Annotated in this window: 4 protein-coding genes; all 4 read left to right on the top strand. The window is 58.1% G+C overall.

Annotated elements, in window-relative coordinates:
* Positions 1-537: M23 family metallopeptidase (locus ABYM29_RS14855; RefSeq protein WP_372865570.1), on the top strand; the 537-nt coding region annotated here is incomplete at its 5' end.
* 49 nt (positions 538-586) lie between these two features.
* Positions 587-772 carry a Trm112 family protein gene (locus ABYM29_RS14850; protein WP_372865569.1) on the top strand — a complete coding sequence of 62 codons (186 nt, stop codon included), beginning with the start codon at positions 587-589 and terminating at the stop codon, positions 770-772.
* A gap of 124 nt (positions 773-896) precedes the next feature.
* Complete coding sequence (gene alaS, locus ABYM29_RS14845) at positions 897-3,518, top strand: alanine--tRNA ligase (protein WP_372865568.1); 2,622 nt, start codon at positions 897-899, stop codon at positions 3,516-3,518.
* 84 nt (positions 3,519-3,602) lie between these two features.
* Positions 3,603-4,622, top strand: a 1,020-nt coding sequence (locus tag ABYM29_RS14840; protein ID WP_372865567.1) for an aspartate kinase, incomplete at its 3' end; no start/stop codon positions are given.

The following is a 4,622-nucleotide window of genomic DNA, read 5'->3' as shown; positions in this document are numbered from 1 at the left end:
GCCATTCAGCGGGTGGATGGTGTGCCGCAGAAAACGGTGACGCCGCCACCGGAGGTGTTGGCGAGAATTCGTCGCGAGGCGGCCTTGGTTGGCAAGGCGCGCAAGCGTGTACTGGCGCGACAGGATTTTTTGCAGGGCTTTCAATGGCCGCTATTGGGGCCGGTAACAGGTGTTTTCGGTAGTCAGCGTGTCTATAATGGCACGCCCGGTCGGCCGCACTACGGTGTGGATGTTGCCAGGCCGACCGGCGCCACGGTGGTCGCGCCCAATAGCGGGGTGGTCAGCCTGGTCCATGAGGATATGTTTTACTCCGGCGGCACCTTGATTGTCGATCACGGTCAGGGCATTTCTTCCACCTTTATTCATCTGAGTAAGATACTGGTGGCAGAGGGGCAGGAAATACAGCAGGGGCAGCCCATTGCCGAGGTGGGGGCAACGGGGCGAGCGACCGGGCCGCATCTGGACTGGCGGATGAATTGGTTTGGCCAGCGCCTGGATCCGGCGCTGTTGGTAGGGCCTATGCCCGAACTGCCCTGAAATACGTGCGGCGCTTGCGCTGCAGTTTATGGTTTGTAGAGTGTGGAAAATGATTGATAAGAAGTTGTTAGAAATTCTGGTATGTCCGGTCAGCAAGGCACCGGTCGAGTACGACGCGAGCCGCAATGAGCTGATCTGCCGTGCCAGTGGCTTGGCCTACCCGGTGCGCGACGGGATTCCGGTGATGCTGGAATCTGAGGCGCGGCCGCTGACCGCCGACGAAAAACTCGACTAATTTACCGTTCGGTGGCGGTGCCAACGCATACAAAGCCGATTGATTTCGCTATACTTTTTTCTTTTCGCCGGAAGCCATTTTCCGGCGTTTGTCGTTGTGTAGACCCCGGAGTGAGACCGTTTTCATGAAAAGCGCTGCTATTCGCGATGCCTTTATTCGCTATTTTGAAAGCAAGGGCCACACCCCGGTTGCCAGCAGCTCGCTGGTGCCGGGCAATGATCCGACCCTGCTGTTCACCAATGCGGGTATGGTGCAATTTAAAGACGTGTTCCTGGGGCGCGACAAGCGCAATTACAGTCGCGCGGTAAGCAGCCAGCGCTGTGTGCGCGCCGGCGGCAAACACAATGACCTGGAAAATGTCGGCTATACCGCCCGCCACCACACCTTCTTCGAGATGCTGGGCAATTTTAGTTTTGGCGACTACTTCAAGCGCGACGCCATATTGTTCGCCTGGGAATTCCTCACCTCCAAAGAGTGGCTGGCGATAGACAGCGAGCGCCTTTGGGTAACGGTGTATGCCGACGACGATGAAGCCTACAAGATCTGGAATGAAGAGGTGGGTGTGCCCGCCGAGCGGATGGTGCGTATCGGCGATAACAAAGGGGCTAAGTACGCGTCTGATAACTTCTGGTCGATGGGCGACACCGGCCCCTGTGGCCCCTGCACGGAAATTTTTTACGACCACGGCGAAGAGGTCGCGGGTGGTCCGCCTGGCAGCCCGGATGAGGACGGCGATCGCTACATTGAGATCTGGAATAATGTCTTCATGCAGTTCAATCGCGACGCCGACGGCAGTATGACGGAATTGCCGGCGCCGTCGGTGGACACCGGCATGGGCTTGGAGCGTATTTCTGCAGTGATGCAGGGGGTGCACAGCAACTACGAAATCGACCTGTTTGATAATCTGATTGCCGCTACGGCCCAGGTGCTGCAGGTTGAAGACCGCAGCCACACCTCGCTGCGGGTCATCGCTGACCATATTCGCTCCTGTGCTTTTTTGATTGCCGATGGCGTGCTGCCCTCCAACGAGGGGCGCGGCTATGTGCTGCGCCGCATTATTCGCCGGGCGGTGCGTCACGGTAATAAGCTGGGTGCCAGTGAAGCTTTCTTCCACAAGCTGGTCGCCGCGCTGGCGGCAGAGATGGGCGAGGCCTATCCCGAGCTGCTGAGCTTGCAGGGCCAAATTGAAAAGGCGCTACTGCAGGAAGAGGAGCAGTTTGCCAAAACCCTGGATCAGGGCATGCGCATACTCGAAGCCGATCTCAAAGATCTGCAGGGCAGCCAGATTCCCGGTGAGACCGTGTTCCGGCTCTACGATACCTATGGCTTTCCGGTGGATTTGACCGCCGATATTGCCCGCGAACAAAACCTGAGCCTGGATATGGACGGGTTTGAGGCGGCGATGACCGCGCAACGCCAGCGCGCGCGCTCTGCGTCGAACTTTAAAATGGATGCCGACCTGCGCATCGAGCTGGAGGGAGCCACTGAATTTACCGGCTACCAGAACCTGCAGGACTCGGCGACGATCGTGGCCATGCTGAAAGACGGCCAGCCCTGCGAGCGCGCTGAACAGGGCGATGAACTGCTGTTGGTGCTCGATCGCAGCCCCTTCTATGCCGAGTCCGGTGGTCAGGCCGGTGACTGTGGGCTGATTTGCGCCGATGGCCTGCGCATTGAGGTCAGGGATACGCAGAAGGCTGGCGACCATTTCGTGCATATGGGCATCGTGGCCGAGGGCAGTGTGGCACTGGGCGCAGCCGTGACGGCGGAAGTTGATGCAAATATTCGCCAGGCGACCGCGCTCAACCACTCCGCGACCCATTTGCTGCACGCCGTGCTGCGTCAGGTACTGGGCGAGCATGTCGCGCAGAAGGGCTCGCTGGTCACCGCTGAGCGCCTGCGTTTTGACTTTGCCCACGGTGAGGCGGTCAAAGCCGAGCAGCTGGCGGAGATCGAGGCGCTGGTCAATGCCGAGATCCGCCGCAACACGGTGGTAGAGACCTTGGAAACCGATATCGACAGTGCCCGCGAGCGCGGCGCGATGATGTTGTTTGGTGAAAAATACGGCGATACCGTGCGCGTGTTAAGCATGGGCGGTGATTTTTCGGTGGAGCTTTGCGGTGGCACCCATGTGTCGCGCACCGGTGACATTGGCGTGATGCGCATTGTCGCCGAGTCGGGGATTGCGGCCGGCGTGCGCCGCATCGAGGCGGTGACCGGAGAGGGCGCACTGCGCGAGGCCAATGCCGACCGCAACCGCCTGCAGGCGGCCTGTGCGGCACTGAAAAGTACCCCGGAAAACTTTGATACTAAGTTGGCTCAATTGCTGGCGACAAGTCGCGAACAGCAAAAAGAGCTGGAGCGCTTGAAAGCCAAGCTGGCTACCGCCGGCAGCCGCGACTTGATGTCGGAAGTTGAAGAGATCAACGGGATCAAGGTGCTGGCGGTGAAAATCGATGGCGTCGATGCCAAGGCACTGCGCGACAGCATGGATCAGCTGAAGAATAAGCTCGGTTCAGGCGTGCTGCTGCTGGCCAGTGCCGAGGGCGACAAGGTGTCGCTGGTGGCAGGGGTGAGCAAAGACCTTACCAGCCAGTGCAAAGCGGGCGATATTATGAAGTTGGCCGCCGCGGCAGTGGGCGGCAAGGGGGGCGGTCGTCCCGATATGGCGCAGGGAGGGGGTACGGACGCGGCGGCGATTCCGGCGGCCTTGCAGGCGGCAAAAGATTACGTGAAACACTTATAGAGAATTAGTAGCCGTTTCCTTTAATCTGGAGTTGTTGTTTAATGAGCGCCCTTCGCGCAGGGCGTTCATTTGTAGATAGAAATCATGAGTCTGATTGTACAAAAATTTGGCGGTACTTCAGTTGGCACCGTAGACCGCATAAAAGCTGTCGCTGAAAAGGTGGCCGGCTTTAGAGAGCGGGGCGATGACGTCGTTGTCGTGGTATCCGCGATGAGCGGTGAGACCAACCGCCTGATCGAAATGGCGAAAGCCATGCAGGAGCAACCCACCCCAAGGGAGCTGGATGTCCTCGTCTCAACCGGCGAGCAAGTCACGATTTCCTTGTTGTGCATGGCCCTGCATGAGCGCGGTATAGGCGCGAAGTCCTATACTGGTAGTCAGGTGCGTATTTTGACCGATGAGGCGCATACCAAGGCGCGGATTCGTGAGATTGATGACCAGAATATTCACCGCGATCTGGCTGAAGGTAATGTGGTCGTTGTCGCGGGTTTCCAGGGCGTTGATGAGAACGGCAATATCACTACCCTGGGGCGCGGTGGTTCGGATACCACGGGAGTGGCTTTGGCTGCGGCCCTAAAGGCCGATGAGTGCCAAATTTATACCGATGTGGATGGGGTGTACACCACTGATCCACGGGTCGAAAGTCGGGCGCGTCGTTTGGAGCGTATTACCTTCGAAGAGATGCTGGAAATGGCCAGCTTGGGTTCGAAGGTATTGCAGATACGCGCGGTTGAATTTGCGGGCAAATACAATGTCCCATTGCGTGTGCTACACGCCTTCGAGGAAGGCCCAGGCACCTTGATCAGTCTTGAGGAAGAGTCAGATATGGAAAACCCGGCTATCTCGGGTATCGCGTTTACGCGCGATGAGGCAAAAATTACGGTGCTTGGGGTGCCTGACACTCCGGGTCTGGCCTACCAGATTTTGGGCCCGGTTAGTGAGGCGAATATCGAAGTCGATGTGATCGTGCAGAACGTCGCCGAGGATAAGTCCACTGACCTTACCTTCACTGTAAGTCGCAATGACCTGGCGAAAGCCGAGGCCATTGTTCGCAATTTGGTACAGCAAACGGGTGCCAGAGAAATTAAGACTGACGACAAGATT

This window comes from Spongiibacter sp. (assembly GCF_041602295.1).
Classification (GTDB): domain Bacteria; phylum Pseudomonadota; class Gammaproteobacteria; order Pseudomonadales; family Spongiibacteraceae; genus Spongiibacter.
The sequence above is the reverse complement of the archived record's forward strand: the minus strand, read 5'-3'. Positions and strand labels throughout refer to the sequence as shown.